Annotated in this window: 11 protein-coding genes; 6 read left to right on the top strand and 5 right to left on the bottom strand. The window is 55.1% G+C overall.

Translation table 11 applies throughout. The annotated features are described in order from the left end of the window. Positions 1 to 302: 302 nt before the first annotated feature. Complete coding sequence (locus ACMXD4_RS11705) at positions 303 to 920, bottom strand: TetR/AcrR family transcriptional regulator (RefSeq protein ID WP_415878151.1); 618 nt, start codon at positions 918 to 920, stop codon at positions 303 to 305. Between the two features lie 109 nt (positions 921 to 1029). Here ACMXD4_RS11705 and ACMXD4_RS11710 point away from each other — a divergent pair, with 109 nt between their 5' ends. The 3 genes from ACMXD4_RS11710 to ACMXD4_RS11720 are packed head-to-tail and all read left to right on the top strand — an operon-like array spanning position 1030 to position 6938. Continuing rightward, entirely contained in the window at positions 1030 to 2277 is a 1248-nt protein-coding gene (locus ACMXD4_RS11710; RefSeq protein WP_415878152.1) for an efflux RND transporter periplasmic adaptor subunit, read from the top strand. 3 nt (positions 2278 to 2280) lie between these two features. After that, complete coding sequence (locus tag ACMXD4_RS11715) at positions 2281 to 5472, top strand: efflux RND transporter permease subunit (RefSeq protein WP_415878153.1); 3192 nt, start codon at positions 2281 to 2283, stop codon at positions 5470 to 5472. Further along, positions 5469 to 6938, top strand: coding sequence for an efflux transporter outer membrane subunit (locus ACMXD4_RS11720; RefSeq protein ID WP_171695343.1), 1470 nt, complete (start codon positions 5469 to 5471; stop codon positions 6936 to 6938). The genes ACMXD4_RS11715 and ACMXD4_RS11720 overlap by 4 nt, the downstream gene beginning before the upstream one ends. A gap of 374 nt (positions 6939 to 7312) precedes the next feature. On the opposite strand, the gene ACMXD4_RS11725 is transcribed toward ACMXD4_RS11720, so the two are convergent. Further along, positions 7313 to 8527 carry a PepSY-associated TM helix domain-containing protein gene (locus ACMXD4_RS11725; RefSeq protein ID WP_171695342.1) on the bottom strand — a complete coding sequence of 405 codons (1215 nt, stop codon included), beginning with the start codon at positions 8525 to 8527 and terminating at the stop codon, positions 7313 to 7315. Positions 8528 to 8540: 13 nt separating this feature from the next. After that, the gene (locus ACMXD4_RS11730; RefSeq protein ID WP_415878154.1) at positions 8541 to 10967 is read right to left on the bottom strand and encodes a TonB-dependent siderophore receptor; all 2427 of its coding nucleotides are present in this window, start codon (positions 10965 to 10967) and stop codon (positions 8541 to 8543) included. A 265-nt stretch (positions 10968 to 11232) separates the two neighbouring features. Between ACMXD4_RS11730 and ACMXD4_RS11735 the strand changes: the two genes are divergently transcribed. Both ACMXD4_RS11735 and ACMXD4_RS11740 read left to right on the top strand, forming a co-directional pair. Continuing rightward, positions 11233 to 11427: a type II toxin-antitoxin system VapB family antitoxin gene (locus ACMXD4_RS11735; protein ID WP_033156185.1), complete on the top strand. Its 195-nt coding sequence runs from the start codon at positions 11233 to 11235 to the stop codon at positions 11425 to 11427. After that, the gene (locus tag ACMXD4_RS11740) at positions 11424 to 11813 is read left to right on the top strand and encodes a PIN domain nuclease (RefSeq protein ID WP_171695340.1); all 390 of its coding nucleotides are present in this window, start codon (positions 11424 to 11426) and stop codon (positions 11811 to 11813) included. Before ACMXD4_RS11735 ends, ACMXD4_RS11740 begins: the two co-directional genes overlap by 4 nt. A gap of 27 nt (positions 11814 to 11840) precedes the next feature. On the opposite strand, the gene ACMXD4_RS11745 is transcribed toward ACMXD4_RS11740, so the two are convergent. Continuing rightward, positions 11841 to 12806, bottom strand: coding sequence for a FecR domain-containing protein (locus ACMXD4_RS11745; RefSeq protein ID WP_171695339.1), 966 nt, complete (start codon positions 12804 to 12806; stop codon positions 11841 to 11843). Positions 12807 to 12812: 6 nt separating this feature from the next. Beyond that, a complete protein-coding gene (locus ACMXD4_RS11750) occupies positions 12813 to 13316 on the bottom strand; it encodes a sigma-70 family RNA polymerase sigma factor (protein WP_171695338.1) in 504 nt (167 codons plus the stop codon). A gap of 514 nt (positions 13317 to 13830) precedes the next feature. Between ACMXD4_RS11750 and ACMXD4_RS11755 the strand changes: the two genes are divergently transcribed. Continuing rightward, positions 13831 to 16998, top strand: coding sequence for a hypothetical protein (locus ACMXD4_RS11755; protein ID WP_415878155.1), 3168 nt, complete (start codon positions 13831 to 13833; stop codon positions 16996 to 16998). Positions 16999 to 17001 lie beyond the last annotated feature (3 nt).

A 17001-nucleotide genomic window follows, 5' to 3' on the forward strand; every position in this document is an offset into this window, starting at 1 on the left:
CTTTAGCTCAAGCGCGTTAATTAGGATTCTAGTTTGAGCAAACCGCGGCTTTTCGCGCTGTGACCGACTATATTGTCAACTTCTCGAATATGCGGCGCTTGTCATTAGCCATGGGCTTACCTGCCGCCCTGTGGCTAGGAAATGAAAATAGCAGCCCAACGACCTATCTCGGTGTCCGAAAAAAGTCGCCCACTACAACCGGACCTTGATGATCGTCACCGCCGCGAAATCCGGAACCTCGTTACCGGAATGGATTAACTGCGAGGTCTGACGGATGCCGCCACCGCGACACATGAAATGCCTTAACGGGTTACCAGACACCCTTGCAAAAACAAGCTGACAGACTGACGTACCCAAACGTCGATCTCCGCTTCGTCGGGCGTCGGCTCCAAACCCAACTGTAAGCGCTGTAAGCGTTCGCCACGCACCGCACTGATGAATTGGTCGGCCAGGAAATACGGGTCCATGTCGATCATTGAGCCGGCCTGTTGCTGGCGGATAAAAAACTGCGCTAACAATCCCAGCGTCCGGCGCGGTCCTTGTTCGTAAAATTGTGTCGCCAGATCAGGGAAACGTGGTGATTCGCCGATCAATATCGCCCGCATCCGCAATACATCCGGACGGGTAATCCGAAACAAAAACTGGCGGGCAAAATTGGTCAACGCCTCTTCCAATGCGCAATCGTCGGACAGGCTACCGATAAATTGATCACTGCAACGCCGGATCAACGCGCCGAATAAACCGGCTTTGCCGCCGAATTGGCTATAGATCGTCCGCAGCGATACCCGCGCATCGCGGGCTATGGTTTCCATACTCAGGTTTCCGTAACCGTTTTCGAGAAAAAGCTGTAAGGCTGCATCGAGTAATCGATCCCGACTTTGCTGTTCATCGCCCTTACAGGGACGTCCACATTTAACCATGCTGTGTGATTCGCGAAATGAATTGACTTGGATAAAGATGATAACCTAGACTAAACGGTAATAGATATTACCATTTTTAGTTAAACGACGACTAAGGCAGTACACGGCAATGGCGAAAAACCCGCGCATGACGCTTGCAGACCAACAGACCCCTTCATCGCCGGTAGCGGCTGATTTTGCAGGGCAAACCCATCGCCAAGCACAGCGACATGTGGTAAAGCTCGGCGTGGTCGGCATCGCCCTGCAACTTGCTATGGCTGGCTGTGGCGATGCCGAAGCCCCTGCCGGGGCAACAGCCGCGCCACCGCCGCCCAACGTAAAAATCGCGCAGCCCTTAAACCGCGAAACGACGGAATGGGACGAATACACCGGCCGGATCGAAGCGATCAACTCGGTGGACATCCGCGCACGGGTCGGCGGTTATTTGGACACCGTCAATTTCACCGCCGGCGCTAAGGTCAAGAAAGGCGACTTGCTGTTTCAAATCGACCCCAAACCGCTGAAAGCCCAGCTGAATTACGCACAAGCCGAACTGGAGCGCGCCAAAACCAAACGCGAGTTGGCGAAAAACGATTTGACCCGCGCCGAAAACCTATTCAAAGCCAAAGCCATTTCCGCCGAAGAATACGACATGCGCACCAAAGGCTTGCGCGAAGCGGCGGCGGCGGTCGAATCGGCGGAAGCCAACGTCTACACCGCAAAATTAAACCTGGAATACACCGAAATCCGCGCGCCCATCAGCGGACGGGTCGGCCGCGAGATGATCACCGCCGGCAATCTGGTCAAAGCCGACAACACCGTGCTAACCAATATTGTGTCCACCGATCCGGTATACGTTTACGTCGATGCCGACGAACAATCGGTGTTACGTTATCGCCGGCATGCCCAGCAACACGGCCAAACCGCCGCCGATCTAAAAGGTACGCCGGTGCAACTGGCGGTGGCCGATGAAACCGATTTTCCGCATCAAGGCAAGCTGGATTACATCGCCCCGCGCGAGGATGCCGCCACCGGCACCCTGAGCTTACGCGGCGTGTTCGCCAATCCGGACGAATTGTTAAGTCCGGGTTTTTTTGCGCGCTTACGGGTGCAGGCCTCGGCATCCTACCCTGCCCTGTTACTGCCCGACCGCGCCGTCGCCACCGATCAGGCGCAGCAGTTTGTCTGGGTCATCAATCAAGACAACCAAGCCGAATACCGGCAAATTACCCCCGGCTCGCGCATCGGCGAGTTGCGCGTAATCCGCAGCGGCTTGCAAGCCGGTGATTGGGTGGTAGTAGAAGGCGTGCAAAAGCTCAAACCCGGCGCCAAAGTCAATCCGGAACGCATCGATTTGGCCGCGCCGGGAGCACAATAAGCTATGGATAAATTCAGTCATTTTTTTATCGACCGGCCGATCTTTGCGGCGGTGTTGTCGATTGTCATCCTGTTGGTCGGCGGTTTGGCGCTGATCGGTCTGCCGATTGCCCAATACCCGGAAATTGCTCCGCCCACGGTCGTGGTTAGCACCAACTATCCCGGCGCCAATGCCAAAGTCGTCGCGGAAACGGTGGCAACGCCAATCGAGCAGGAAGTGAACGGCGTGGAAGACATGTTGTATATGTCTTCGCAGTCCACCAATAGCGGCGCGATGTCTTTGACCGTCACCTTCAAACCCGGCGCCAATCTGGATAAAGCCCAGGTTTTGGTGCAAAACCGGGTGGCGCTGGCCGAACCTAAGTTGCCGGAAGAAGTGCGCCGCCAAGGTTTGAGCGTGAAAAAGCGCAGCCCGGATTTAAGTCTGGTGGTTAACCTGGTTTCGCCGGATAAACGCTACGACAGCGTTTATATGAGTAACTACGCGCTGCTGCAAATCCGCGACACCTTGGCGCGCTTGCCCGGTGTGGGCGATATTCTGCTATTCGGCGCCCGCGATTACAGCATGCGCCTGTGGCTAAATCCGCAAACCATCGCCGCCCGCAACCTAACCGCCGCCGAAGTGGTGACCGCAGTGCGCGAGCAAAACGTGCAAGTGGCGGCCGGCGTGGTCGGTCAGCAACCCTCGCCGAACAGCGCCGAATACCAATACACCGTCAGCACCCTGGGCCGCCTCAGCACCCCCGAGCAATTTGGCGAGATTGTCATCAAGCAAGGCGACAACGGCCAAGTCACTCGTTTGAAAGACGTGGCGCGCATCGAACTGGGCGCCAAGGATTACAATTCCGGCTTGTATCTGGACGGCGACGAAACGGTCGGTCTGGCGATTTTCCAACTGCCCGGCTCCAACGCCATCGATACCAAAAAGGCGGTGATGGCAGCAATGGAGAAGCTGAAAACCCGTTTCCCGGAAGGCCTGGATTACAAGCTAGTTTACGACACCGTGGTGTTCGTCGAGCAATCGATAGACGCGGTAGTCGAGACCCTGTTCGAAGCCTTACTGTTGGTGGTCTTGGTGGTGATCGTGTTCCTGCAAAACTGGCGGGCGGCGGTGATTCCGTTGCTGGCAGTGCCGGTTTCGTTGATCGGCACCTTTGCGGTAATGTCGGCTTTGGGGATTTCCTTAAACACCCTGTCGCTATTTGGCTTGGTGCTGGCTATCGGCATCGTGGTGGACGACGCCATCGTGGTGGTGGAAAACGTCGAGCGGCATATCGCCGAAGGCCTACATGCCCGAGAAGCCACGCGCCTGGCCATGTCCGAGGTGGTCGGGCCGGTGGTTGCCACGGCATTGGTGCTGGTAGCGGTATTCGTGCCTACCGCATTTATCACCGGCGTATCGGGCGCGTTTTACAAGCAGTTTGCCTTGACCATTGCGGTGTCCACCGTGATTTCGGCGTTTAACTCGTTGACACTGAGCCCCGCCTTGTGCGCGCTGCTGCTGGATCGCGCTCACGACAATAAAGACGCTTTCACCAAAGTATTCGACAAGCTGTTCGGCTGGTTTTTCGGCGCATTTAACCGCTTTTTCGAGCGTTTCAGCGTGGGCTATTCGCGCCTGGTTGGCCGGTTAATCCGCGTGACCGCCTTGGTGCTTGCATTGTATGTCGGCCTGAACGGCTTGAATTTCCTGGCATTTGAGAAAGTACCGACCGGTTTTATTCCGCAGCAAGACCAAGGCTACCTGGTGTTGTACGCGCAATTGCCCGACGCCGCTTCGCTCGCTCGTACCCAGGACGTGGTACAACAAGCCAGCAAGATCATTCTGGATACGCAAGGCGTACAACACGTCAACGCCTACGCCGGTTGGTCGGTGCTAAGCGGGGCTAACCAGTCCAATGTGGCCACCATGTTCGCCCGCTTAGGCGAATTTACCGACCGGGCCGGTCACCCCGAATTGCATGCCGACGAGATCGTCAAAAGCCTTACACAGCGCCTGAGCGTGATTCCCAACGCCCGCATCGCCGTGTTCGCGCCGCCGCCGATTCGCGGCATGAGTTCGGTCGGCGGTTTTAAGCTGCAAATTGAGGACAGAAACAACGCCGGCGTGGACGAATTGCAGCGCGTCACCAATGAAATGTTGGGCAAGGGTAATCAACAGCCTGGTTTGGTAGGTTTGTTCAGCACATTTAGGTCCGGCGTGCCGCAATTGTTTGTGGACGTGGATAGAACTCGGGTGAAGGCGATGGACGTACCGTTGAAAGACGTGTTCGACACCTTGCAAATTTATCTGGGCTCCTTGTACGTCAACGACTTCAACGCCTTTGGCCGCACCTATCAAGTCACCGCCCAATCCGATGCCCCATTCAGGATGTTGCCGGGCGATATTGACCAATTAAAGACCAAAAACCGCCAAGGCGGCATGGTGCCTTTGGGTGCGGTCAGCGAGGTGAAAGAAATCGCCGGCCCGGACAAAATCACCCGCTACAACATGTATCCGGCCGCGGAAATTAACGGCGGCACCCTACCCGGCATCAGTTCCGGCCAAGCCATCGACACCATGAGTAAATTGCTGTCCGCCGAGTTGCCGCCGGGCTTTGATTTCGAATGGACCGAACTGAGCTTGCAGCAGGTCTTGGCCGGCAATGTGGCGATGCTGGTGTTTCCGCTCAGCGTGATCTTCGTCTTCCTGGCCTTGGCCGCGCAATACGAAAGCTGGTCGCTGCCGTTTGCGGTGATTTTGATTGTACCCATGTGTATTTTGTCGTCGATGACCGGGGTTTGGTTGAGCCATATGGACAACAATATCTTCACGCAAATCGGCTTCATCGTCCTGGTGGGGCTGGCGAGTAAGAACGCCATTTTGATCGTCGAATTTGCCAAGCAGCGCCAGGAAAGCGGCCTTAACCGCTTCGAAGCTGCCGTGGAAGCCTCTCGCATCCGCTTACGCCCCATTCTGATGACCTCGTTTGCCTTCATCATGGGCGTGTTTCCTTTGGTGATTGCCCAAGGTGCCGGTGCCGAATCCCGGCGTCTGCTGGGTACGGCGGTGTTCAGCGGCATGATCGGCGTGACGGTGTTCGGCTTGTTATTAACGCCGGTGTTTTATGTGGTGGTACAAGCCATCGCCCAACGCCTGCGCCCCACAGCCACCGACTTAACCACTCATCAACCTGCAATCGAGGCCCACAAATGAGTCTGCGCCCCTCCAAACGCCGGCATCACGCCCTGAGTGCTGCCGGCCTGCTCGGCGTGCTGCTCGGCGGCTGCGCGGTTGGCCCGGATTATGAATTGCCGGCCACTGCGGATTTACCCGCCAGTTTTGCCAACGCCCAAGAATTTTCTGATCGCGGCATCGAAGAGCAGTGGTGGCAGCTGTTCAACGATCCGCAATTGAGCGCCTTGATCGATAACACCATCAGCCATAACTACGAGCTAAAAGTCGCCCGCGCCAATCTGGCGGAAGCGCGCGCTTTGTATCTGGAAACCGGCCTGAACCTGTTACCGACCGTCACTTCGCACGCCAATTACACCGAGCAAAAACGCAGTACCGGCTCATTCAATAATCGCACCGGGGTTTTTCCACGCGAATTGAAGCTGTACAACACCGGTTTCGATGCTTCCTGGGAAATCGATTTCTTCGGCCGGGTGCGGCGCAATGTCGAGGCCAGCAACGACGAAGTCGAAGCCCAAGAAGCTAGCCTGCGCGACATCGGCGTCAGTCTGATTGCCGAAGCGGCCCGAAATTATTTTGAATTGCGCGGCTTGCAAAACCAGTTGGCGGTCGCCCGCAAAAATGCCGACAACCAGGCCCAAACCCTGGCACTGACCCAAGTCAAACTGGAAAACGGCCGTGGCACCGAGCTGGACACGTCCAGAGCGCTGGCGCAATTGGAAAGCACCAAAGCCACCATTCCGCGCCTGGAAAGCGCAATAGCGCAAGCCATCCATAGACTCAGCGTTTTGACTGGGCAAATGCCGGACGCCTTGACCAAAACCTTGGTGCAGTCAGCACCCTTACCGAAAGCCCCAGATGCCATCCAGATCGGCAACCCGGAACAATTGTTGCGTCGCCGGCCGGATATTCGTATCGCCGAACGCAGCTTGGCCGCTGCCACCGCCCGCATCGGCGTAGCCACGGCCGACCTGTTCCCGCGCGTGACGTTCGTCGGCAGCCTGTCGCTGGAAGCCAGCACGCTGTCCGGCTTGGTCGCTCCGGGCTCGGAAACCTATTCAGTTGGCCCGAAAATCAGCTGGGCAGCATTTGATTTAGGCCGGGTCTACGCCCGCATCAAAGCCGCCGACGCCCGTGCCGAAGCGAGTCTGGCTCAGTATGAACAAACCGTACTAAATGCCTTGGAAGAAACCGAAAACGCCCTGGTCAGCTACAGGCAAGAACGCGCCCGCCGCGGCTCGTTACTGGCTGCGGCGCAGGCCAGCGAAAAAGCCGCGGCACTGGCGCATCTGCGCTATCAGGAAGGTATAGCGGATTTTCTGACCGTGTTGGATAGCGAACTTCGCTTGTTGCAAGATCAAAGCCAGCTGGCGCAAAGCGAAACCGCCACCGCCACCGCCTTGACTGCGGTTTACAAGGCTTTGGGCGGCGGTTGGGCGGAGTCGTCCGCCCCAGCGGGTAAGCTGGAGACTAGCCTTATCCAATAGGTTTCTAAGATTACAATAGCTAACCCTCTAGCGATTGTCGCGCCGCCTCTACCAAGTTTGTTGGCAGGGGCGTTTTTTTATCCCGCCCCCACCCGCCGAGCCAATCCAAATACGAGAGACTAAGCAATTAGCCGGCTACTTTGTGTAACGCTGTCCAAACCTACGCATGCCAATTAGCGCTGATCCGTATCAAAAACCGTTCGCCCTGAGTTTATCGTTGGGGTGAGGCACCAACCGCAACACGACAACCATAAAACCACCCGCAAACCATCAGCAACCCAACAATAAAGTGATTGATCACTTTTAGACCATCAATATTGGGATAGGCCATCATGTTGGGGTTCTTGCCTCACCCCTACGGCCCTGCGACAAGTTTAGTTAGGCTTTCGAATACGCACTTGTTTTGCAGCCCTTCGCTTTTGTAGCCAGCGAATCAAACCGGTGACGAACAGCGCCGCGCAAACCAGCCCGCTGGCCAATACCAGCACACGGCCCGGTAGGCGCAGAAACTGGCCGGAATGCAACGGCCACTGCCACTGTAAAAACACGTTGCCGGCCCCGCCGGACAAGGGCGTGGCAACATGCAGAATTTTCCCGTCGGATTGGTCTAAGACTATTTGCCAACGGCCGCGAAACACACCGCCGAAATCAACGTGTTTGGTAAAAATGAACGTCCCATCGGCAGCATCGGGCAGTTTCAGCCAATACCACTGGCCGGCCGGCGTGGCTTGGTCGGCCAGAGTCAAGGCTTGTTCTGCCGAGAGGGGCTTAGGGCCAGGGCGAGCGACGGAATGAAACTGTTCCAGCGGCTTGGTTGACGAGAAGCAATCGACCAGCCCGCGAAATGGCTCGCCGAAATTGAAATACACCCCGGACAGCATCACCCCGAACAGAATCAAGCCGCTGTAAAAACCCAGGGTTTTGTGCAGATCGTGGTTGAAGCGCTCGACACTGGCCCGCGGTTTGATTGTCCACGCGCTGCGCCAGCGTCCGGTCAGCGGCCACCACAAAATCAAACCGGTCAGTACTGAAATGGCACTCAAAATGGCGACGGTACCGACGATCCAGCTGCCGTCGTCCCAATCCAGCAGTAAGGCATAATGCAGCTTGAATACAAAACCGATCAGGCTGCCGGCTAATAAATCGTCCGCATGCTCCCACAAGCGGATGCCCGTGACTCGGGCCGTGTAAGGGTCGACGAAGGCGTTCCAGGTATGCTGACGTGCCTCGCCGCCGGCCGGCTGCTCGTAAAACAGCCAGAAGGCTTGTTCGGCGTGGCGCGGGTAATAAATGTAGCCGCGTTTGGCGTCGGCCGGCATCGCCGCATCGGCGGCCGCGACAATCTCGTCCAGCGGCCGGTAAGCCGCTGCGCCCTCTGCCGCCGCCGAAACCTGGTGCATGGTCGGGTTCAACACCGCATCCAGCTCCTGCCAGAAGGTAATGATGCTACCAGTCAGGCCGGCAATCAATAAAACCGAACCGGCCAGCAAGCCCAGCCACAAGTGAATTTGCAGCCAGAACTTGCGGCGGCGTTTTAGCTTAGTTAAGCGCCGGGCGGAGTGGGAAAGTACCGGTTCAGCGTTGCCCATCCCCTGCCCCGTCTCAATATTCCAGACGAATCGAACCAAAAGCCATCAACGGTTCCGCCGGGTTATTCGACCAAGTTGCGCGTTGGATGTAATACTGGGTCGAAGACACGTTGTTGATGTTAACCTGGGCAGTCAGGCGGGTCTTGCCGATATTCATACGATAAGCCGCCATTAAGTCCAGGCGGGCATATGCGTCGTCATAAAAGCTGTTGTCCCGGTCGCCATAGCGCAAACCGGCGGCATAAATGCCGGCGCCGACGCTGAAGCCCTTTAGGAAGTCCTGTTGAAAATCGTACTTCATCCACAAACTGCCGGAATGCAATGGCGCGTAGGGTAAACGGTTGCCTTGGACGCCGGAGTTGTCCTTGGTTATTTCGGTATCGGTATAGGCATAGGTACCGATCATGCTCAGTGCATTGGTCAACTGGCCGCTGACATCCCATTCCAAGCCCTGGCTGCGCGCTTCGCCGATGGCAACGCTGAGGTTTGGCGTCACCGGGTCGGGCGTCAGCACGTTTTGCTTGGTCAAATGGTAGTAAGCCAGAGTGCTGGTTAACTTGCCGTCGAAGAACGAGGTCTTGATACCGCCCTCGAATTCCTCGGAAGTCTGCGGCGCAAACGGCTTGCCGGACGCCTGCCGGCCGTTGTTAGCACCGAAGGACTCGACATAATGGCCGTACAACGACAACCAGTCGCTCGCCTCGTAGAGAATGCCGACGCGCGGGCTTAAATTGTTTTCCTCAATATCGTCGTAAGCGGCACCGGCCAGCGCCAAATTCTGATCGGAATAGCCGTAGCCATAAGTTGAAATGTCGTAACGCAAACCGCCCATGACATGGAGTTTATCCCACAACGTGATCTCGTCCTGACCATAAACCCCAAACCACTCATTGTCTTCGATAGCGCTATAACCAAATGGTGGCTGCATGGCGGCTTGTACATCAAACAAGGGCATGCTCTGGAAAATGTTGACCGTATCCAGAGCACGCGCCGTCGCTTGGTCGCGCGTGCGCTGATGGTAATAATCGCCACCGATCAGCATGTTGTGGTCTATGCCAAAGGTATTGAATTTGCCGGTCAAATCCAGATACACGGTTTGAGTATCGTACCCCAAACCGCCAAACCAGGCGCCGCGCGGCGTATCGCCGTTTACCGCCGCCTTACCGTCGGCATAGGTTTCTTGCAAATTGGCGTCACCTTCGACAATGACCATACCGTTTCTGATCTTCCAGTTATCGTTGAAGCTGTGCGACCAATTGAAATCGACCAACCAGTAGGAGTCCTTGTCCGCCAGCCCTTGCTGGGCGAAGGTTCGAGAAATCGGCGCCGGCGCGACCCGGTTGCCGGTCACCGGCAGTCCCGAGTCGTACGTTTTTTCGTCGTCCAGGTATTCCACCGAAAGATTCAGCTCGGTGCGATCCGTAGGCTTCCAGCTCAGACTGGGGGCGAAAAATATCCGGTCATTAAAGACGTTGTCCCGAAACGAATTGCTATCGAGATACGACATGTCCAAGCGGTAGGCCAGCGATTTGTCGTCAGTGACCGGGCCGGTCGCGGTAGCTTCGGTGCGGTAATAATCGTAGAAACCAAAGCGTTGTTCGATCGAATAGTAAGGGTCGGCCAAGGGCTTTTTGGTCACCACGTTGATCAAACCGCCGGCTTCGATACGGCCGTACAAGCCGGAAGCCGGACCTTTGACGACTTCAACCCGGTCAAGGTTGGCAAAGTCGGCGCTGCTTTTTTGCATGCGGATGCCGTTGCGATAGTAGTTGCTTCTAAAGCCCAATTCAAAGCCGCGCACCACGTACGCATCGGCACCACCGGTGGTGCCGCCATTCGAAGACTTTTGCTGCACGCCGCTAACGTTTTTCAAGGCATCCTGCAAACGAAAGGCTTGTTGATCGCGAATGACTGCTTGCGGAATCACCTGTACGGACATCGGAGTTTCCATCAGTGCCGTGTCGATTTTAGTTGCAGTTGAAGCGTTTCTCCGATTGTAATCCGGGTTATAAGGATCAGCCGAATCATAAACCGCCTTTCCCTCCACCCTCACCGCCGGCAACGTCGATACGTCAGCAGACGATTCCGCCAATTTAATCGCCACCGCATCACCCGCCGTAAACGTGTAGGTCAAGCCAGTTCCCACCAACAACTTCTGTAAACCTCGCTCTACGGTAAATTCGCCCTCCAGCCCCTGGCTGGTTTTGCCATCGGTTAAACGGGCATCTGCCGAAAGCATAATCCCGGCGTTGCCGGCGAACTGGCTTAGCGCATGGCTCAAGGTGCCACTGCTGATGTGATAGCTGCGCTCGACACCGGCTGTTTCTGCGGCAAGCGCGGGCATGGCCGCCAGCGAGGTTGCCAGCACCAAACCGGTCATGGCCTGTTGCACGCTGTTGCTGGTTTTGTCGATGGGGTGCTTGGGTTTTCGCTTGGACATGGGGTCACTCCCTTGGTTTGTTTAGGTTTCAATTCACTTGCCAATCGAAACGCGAAAAAGGGAACCGCAAAGGTGAATTTTTTTCGATTATTTGCAATTATTTTTTTATGTTGTTAATAATCAAATAGTTACTAACCTATGCTTTTTATAGGCTTCTCCGTGCATCATTGTGCATATGCGCGGTTTGCCTGGTAAATAGTATGGGCGGAGACAAATCGCTAGTTGTGATGTATGATTTTCAAAAATCATACACACGGAGATTCCGATGCGGACCAATATCATGATTGATGAAGCACTAATGGCCGATGTTTTAAGCGTGACAGGCATTAAAACCAAGCGCGAAGCGGTCGAACAGGGCTTAAAAACTTTATTGATGCTAAAGCAGCAGGAAGCCATCAAAAAAATGAAAGGTCAATTAAAGTGGGAAGGCGATTTAGACCAAATGCGGGCTGAGCGGTGATTTTGGTCGATTCCAGTGTTTGGATCGATTATTTCAACGGCACGGAAACCATCGCTACCCAAAAACTGGACGGTTTGCTAGGTGTAAAGCCTGTGTGCACGGGTGATTTGATTTTGATGGAAGTGTTGCAGGGTTTTCGCAACGATCAGGATTACCAAACCGCAAAAGCGATATTATGTGCTTTGCCCATGCACACCATGCTTGGTAGGGAGATTAGTTTAAAGAGTGCGGAAAACTTTAGAAGTCTACGCAGGCAAGGTATCACCATTCGCAAAACCATCGACACCCTGATTGCTACTTTCTGTATTGAAAAGCAGATGCCATTGTTGCATTCGGATAAGGATTTTCTGCCATTCCAACAGCTTTTGGGCTTGCAGGTTATCTGAGCCTGCCATGGGCCGCCAGCGCAAAACTCAACGCAGCTCAATCCTCACCCACAACGGCGACACTTGCGATACTTTAACCGGCAAGGTTTTTTCCAGCTCGGCCAAAATCCGATCGGTGTCATGAATGGGGTAGGCACCGACGATGCGCAGTTCGGCAATCTCCGGCGCACAGGTGATATAGCCATGGTGATAGCGATTGAGTTGCACCACAAATTCGCTCAGCGGCTGGTTGTCCGCCAACAAAAAGCCTTGGGTCCAGGCCGGTTGATTGAGTTCGGTGGCTTGAATGGGGGCGATGGCTTGGGCGTTAAACTGGGCTTGCTGTCCGGCGCTTAAGGTCTGGCGACTGGCACCGGGGCCGCTTGGGGTGATCTCCACGGCACCGGCGTAGACACTGGTTTGGCTTTCTTCATGTTGTTGGTGAACGCTGAAGCGGGTACCAATTGCCCTAACCCGACCTTCCGCACTATCTACGATGAACGGGCGATGCTGGCCGTTGCTGTCCGGTGCGGTTTCAATATAAATTTCGCCACTTAGTAGGCGGATTCTGCGCAAGTCAGTTGAAAAGTCTACGTCGATAGCGCTAGCCGCATCCATCTCGATGCGGCTGCCATCCGCCAAGCTAAGGCTGCGCGTGGCGCCTATGCCGGTTCGGTAATCAGCTCGCCACCCGCTCAGATAATCGGACCGCCACAACTCAAAGCCGGACAAGCCTACCGCAGCCAAAATCGCCAAGTTTTTAAGAGCCTGACGGCGCTGCATATCCGGCGAGCCTAAGGCCGCCGCTGCGGTTTGCGTGGGCAGACCATCGAATTTATGGGTAAAAAATTCCACCCGAGACCAAGCCGCCCGATGCGCGGGATGCGACGCCAGCCAGGCCTGCCATTGTTGCTGTTCAGTTTGACTGGTAGCGCCTGATCCCAATACCGCAAACCATTCCGCTGCCTCTGCCAGGATGCGGGGGTGAATGTCCGGATGATGTCGTTTAGCCATGATTGTTTATAGTGTGGCGGTGAGGCAATGCAACATCGCTCGGGCCATGTATTTTTTCACCATCCTATCGGAAACCCCCAAGCGTTGCCCTATCTGTACATAAGTTAAGCCATCCAGTTGCGACAGCAAGAATGCGGCACGGACTTTGGCGGGTAGTTCGTCCAGCAAGGCATCGATTTCCTGTAGGGTGGCGAGGATGATGGCATGCTCTTCGGGCGATGGCGCCAATGGCTCCGGATACGCCGCCACGGAATCCCAGTAGGCTTGTTCGATAGCAGAGCGGCGCCAATCATTGATCAACAAGCCTTTGGCAATGGTTGTCAGATAGGCGCGCGGCTCGCGAATGGCTTGCATATCCTGTGCGGTAAGGACGCGCATGAAGGTATCGTGCGCGTGGTCTTCGGCCTGCAAGCGGCATTGAACGCGGCGGTTTAGCCAACCGAGCAGCCAGGAATGATGCTCTTGGTAGAACTCAGCCAACCCTTTGTCGGGCATTATTGTGGCTGTCATGATTTATGTCCTTCAGCGTGCAAAATGAATGTAAATCCAATCAAGAATAAACAGGGGCGGACAGTGTGTTGTGTGCTCATGGAGGTTGCCACAATCAGGGTAAGGGCCAATTCAGACGCGCGCTTTCTTATAAAAACCTATAAATAAAGCAAATTTAGGGCCGAATATCGGGCTTTGACTGCCCCTGTGCGTCGCTTGCCAGCTTATTATTTTATTTCAAAGGCTTACAGGAAGTCTTTCCGAAGTATTAACTGGGAACTAACTGTAGTTCAGCGATTTTCCTGGATAAATACGACGAGAAAAGACCGCTTAGGCGGGGATTTGACCGAATTGGTTTATGGTATATGACGCAGTTTAATTGTTTAAGCGCTCAGCAGGCTGTTAAACCATGCAGTCTGCACACATCAGCCTTCTTTTTTAAAGCGAACTGTCACCGCGTAGGAACCATACTGGCACTTAGTAAAACGCTTGCTAGAGTTGTAGTACTTTCAATCCCGAAAACAACGGTATCCCCATGAATCAGCCCCGCTATTTCTTCGCCGGTGACCAAAGCTTTATCATCGAACAGTATAACGACTGTGCCCCCTTCGCCAGCTTTCTGCCGGGGATTGCCGGCATGCATGGACGTCCGGCGTGGGTGTTTTATGTCAATCGCGGCCAGGCTGTCGCCAGTTTTGGGGTGAGGAATAAGGACGGGGCTTTTTTAGAGTTTTTCCCGGCGGATAAGGCGTATCAACTGACGCCGTCGCGCAGTTTTCGCACTTTTCTTAAAGTTGGCGATGGTCAGCAAACTCGTACTTACGAGCCGTTTCAACGTGGCGCTGGGCTGGAGGTGAAGCAACGTCTTTACGTGACTCCGTATGAAGTAGGCGTGGAGGAAGTCAATCCCCCACTGGGTTTGCGCTTGCGCGCCGACGTGTTCACGCTAGCCGAAGCGCCGGTGGCCGGGTTGCTGCGGCGGGTGGAGATTGCCAACACCGGCGATAAAGCCCTAAACCTGGAGATTGTCGATGGCTTACCGCAAGTGCTGCCTTATGCGATGAATCAATGGATCCTCAAATTCATGAGCCGCACGTCCGAGGCCTTTATGCGGGTGGAGGGCGCGGCGGAAAATCGGCCGTTTTATCGTTTGAAAGTCTGGCCCACCGACAGCCCGCAGGTGGAGCCGGTGATTGCCGGCAATTTCTTCGTCGGCTTTTTGGATGGTCAGCACAATCAAGCTATTGTCGATCCGGAGCGGATTTTCGGTTTGGCCGGCGATTTTTCGCAAGCGGAGCGATTTTTTTCAGACCAGCCCTTGGACTTTGCCGAGCAAGTCTGCGGCAATCAAACGCCGGCGGCGTTTCAACATCTTAAGCTGTCTTTGCAGCCCGGTGAAAGCCGGGTGTTTTACGGGGTTTACGGGCATGCTGGTTCCATCGAGATTTTCGATCAATTTCTGATTGAAGCCGCTCAACCGAACTATTTTGAGAGCAAACGCGCAGCCAACCGGCGCTTGGTGAACGACATCAGCCAACGCGCGTTCACCGCCACCGCCCAGCCGCTATTCGATGCTCACGCCCGCCAATGTTATCTGGACAACGGTTTGCGCGGCGGCTTTTCCATGCCGGTGCCGGGCGGCGCGCATTTGTATTTGTTTGGTCGCAAGCACGGCGATTTGGAACGCGATTACAACGATTTTTTATTGCAGGACACGCCCTATTCCGAAGGTAACGGCGATTTTCGCGACGTGCTGCAAAATCGGCGCATGGACTTGTTCTTCGATTCGGGCTTGGATGCCAAGAACATTCGTTACTTTTTCAACCTAATTCAGCCGGATGGCTATAACCCTTGCGCTTTGCGCAACTCGCGGTTTGTCGTGGATACACCGGCAAATTTTGCGCCGTATTACACCCGTTTCCCTGCATTGGAACCCTTATTACACAAGGAATTTAAGTACGCGGAACTGGTGGAAACTCTGGGCACCGCGGACGATGCGGAAAACATCCTGACGACCATTTTGGCCCAAGCCCAAGAAGTGGAAGATGCTGAATTCGACCGCGGCTATTGGTCGGATCACTGGACCTATCTGGTGGATTTATTGATCAGTTACGCGGCGATTTTTCCGGATCGCTTGGCCAATTTATTTCAGGACAAAACCTACAGCTTTTTCGACCCGACCCATCAAGTAGCGCCGCGCGCGCAAAAGTATGTAGTGACCGCAGACGGCGTGCGCCAATACAATGCCGTGCGCTATTGCCCGGAGAAAAAGGCATTGATCGATGCGCGACAGCAGCGCCGTTACCAAGTACGTTCGCAAGCCGGCCATGGCGAGATTGTCTACACCAGTTTATTGGGGAAGATTCTGACCCTGGTCGCCAATAAGCTGGCGACGCTCGACCCTGCCGGCGTAGGTATCGAGATGGAAGCCGATAGGCCCGGTTGGTGCGATGCGCTAAACGGCTTGCCCGGCATTTTGGGTTCGTCGGTCAACGAAACCATCGAGTTGAAGCGCCTGGTGGATTTTATCTTCAGCGCGCTGATCCAATTGAAGGAAGCGTGCGCCGTACCCGTCGAATTGGCGGACTTTGTGACGGCGTTGCATAAGGTGTTAACTCGAACTGATTTGACGCCGGAACTGTTCTGGCAGGAATGCGGCATCCTAAAAGAAGCGTATCGGGAACAGGTATTCATGGGTTTTGCGGGTGCCGAACGCTCACTGGCGCTGAGCGACATTCAAGCCTTCCTGCGCTTGGTAGCCCACTACCTGGACACCGCCATCGACAAAGCCCGCACGCCCCAGGGCATCGTCACCTACTTTGCTTACAATGCGGACCAATATCATGAGTTGGAAACCGGGGGCATCGCCGTCACCCGTTTTCAACAAAAACCGCTGCCTTTATTCCTGGAAGGCTTTGTGCATGCCTTACGGATTGCCGACCCGATGCAGGCGCAGACCCTGTATCAAGCTGTGCGCAATTCGGATTTATACGATGCCAAACTGGGCATGTACCGGGTCAACGAACCCTTGGGTGACAAAGCACTGGACCTAGGGCGCATCGGGGTTTTTAACTACGGTTGGCTGGAGAATGGCTCGATCTTTTTACACATGCATTACAAGTTTGTGCTGGAGATGGTGCGTGCCGGCTTGATCGAAGAGTTTTACGCCCACATCGAAACGCTCTTGCTACCGTTTCACGATCCGGGTACATACAAACGCAATCCCATCGAAGCCTCCAGTTTTCTGGTCAGCAGCGGTTTTACGGTTGATGCCCGGCAGCACGGCCGCGGCTGCGTGGCCCGATTATCCGGCGCCACTGTGGAGTTTTTGCATTTGTGGACGCACCTGTTCCTGGGGCCGTCGCCGTTTACATGGGAAGCCGGCATCTTGGCATTTAAACCGACACCGCTGTTGGCAGCCACGATTTTTACCGCTGAAGCACAAATTGCCACGCCGTTTGTCGAGCCTGAAACCTTGCCGACCGCTAGTGCGACCTGCACGCTCTTCGGTTCGACGCTACTGGTTTACCGCAATCCGCAGCGCCGCGATACCTTTGGCCCGGAGGCGGTCAAACCGATTGAGTACCGGTTGTATGGTCGAGACGGCACGACACAGACCCTGACCGCAGCCAGTGTCTCAGGCCCGGTAGCAGAAGCGTTACGTTTAGGGCAATTTCGCCGGGTCGATGTACTACTGGGCTAAATG

Origin of the sequence: Methylomonas sp. TEB, from assembly GCF_047777895.1 — a bacterium.
Classification (GTDB): domain Bacteria; phylum Pseudomonadota; class Gammaproteobacteria; order Methylococcales; family Methylomonadaceae; genus Methylomonas.

Bases quoted from the DNA above. Each gene is read 5' to 3' on its own strand.
- ACMXD4_RS11750 (WP_171695338.1), bottom strand. From the start codon at position 13,316: ATGACAGCCACAATAATGCCCGACAAAGGGTTGGCTGAGTTCTACCAA.
- ACMXD4_RS11715 (WP_415878153.1), top strand. From the start codon at position 2,281: ATGGATAAATTCAGTCATTTTTTTATCGACCGGCCGATCTTTGCGGCG.
- ACMXD4_RS11745 (WP_171695339.1), bottom strand. From the start codon at position 12,806: ATGGCTAAACGACATCATCCGGACATTCACCCCCGCATCCTGGCAGAG.
- ACMXD4_RS11755 (WP_415878155.1), top strand. From the start codon at position 13,831: ATGAATCAGCCCCGCTATTTCTTCGCCGGTGACCAAAGCTTTATCATC.
- ACMXD4_RS11720 (WP_171695343.1), top strand. From the start codon at position 5,469: ATGAGTCTGCGCCCCTCCAAACGCCGGCATCACGCCCTGAGTGCTGCC.
- ACMXD4_RS11735 (WP_033156185.1), top strand. From the start codon at position 11,233: ATGCGGACCAATATCATGATTGATGAAGCACTAATGGCCGATGTTTTA.
- ACMXD4_RS11705 (WP_415878151.1), bottom strand. From the start codon at position 920: ATGGTTAAATGTGGACGTCCCTGTAAGGGCGATGAACAGCAAAGTCGG.
- ACMXD4_RS11725 (WP_171695342.1), bottom strand. From the start codon at position 8,527: ATGGGCAACGCTGAACCGGTACTTTCCCACTCCGCCCGGCGCTTAACT.
- ACMXD4_RS11730 (WP_415878154.1), bottom strand. From the start codon at position 10,967: ATGTCCAAGCGAAAACCCAAGCACCCCATCGACAAAACCAGCAACAGC.
- ACMXD4_RS11710 (WP_415878152.1), top strand. From the start codon at position 1,030: ATGGCGAAAAACCCGCGCATGACGCTTGCAGACCAACAGACCCCTTCA.